Source organism: Bradyrhizobium sp. BRP19 (assembly GCF_020194195.1).
Lineage (GTDB): Bacteria > Pseudomonadota > Alphaproteobacteria > Rhizobiales > Xanthobacteraceae > Bradyrhizobium > Bradyrhizobium yuanmingense.
This window is the reverse complement of record NZ_JADYVZ010000206.1, coordinates 1-405: the sequence shown is the minus strand read 5'-3', so window position 1 is coordinate 405 and position 405 is coordinate 1. Positions and strand designations below refer to the sequence as shown.

Annotated in this window: 1 protein-coding gene; it reads left to right on the top strand. The window is 64.7% G+C overall.

From position 1 onward, the window contains the following. The coding region (locus tag I6F36_RS39210) for a tyrosine-type recombinase/integrase (protein WP_225173319.1) at positions 1-405 on the top strand (405 nt) is incomplete at both ends.

Here is a 405-nt window from a genome sequence, read left to right as displayed (position 1 = left end):
GGCCAGAAGTATCGCGCGGCGCTCAGCATCTCCTATGGCGCCGGACTGCGCGGCTCCGAGGTCTGCAACGTCAAGATCAGCGACATCGACAGCGACCGGATGCTGATCCATGTCGAACAGGGCAAGGGGCAGAAGGACCGCAAGGTGATGCTGTCGCCGGGCCTGCGGGAGCTCTTGCGCGACTATTGGCGTGAAGCGCGGCCGCAGGGATGGCTGTTCCCCGGCAAGCCGAAGATCAACCCGATCTCGCCGCGGCAGCTCCGCCGCGCGTTCATGTCGGCCAAGCATATGGCGGGGATCACCAGGCCGGCGACGCTGCACACATTGCGGCACAGCTTTGCCACCCACCTTTTGGAAGCAAACACCGACGTCAGGGTGATCCAGGTCCTTCTCGGCCATGCCAGG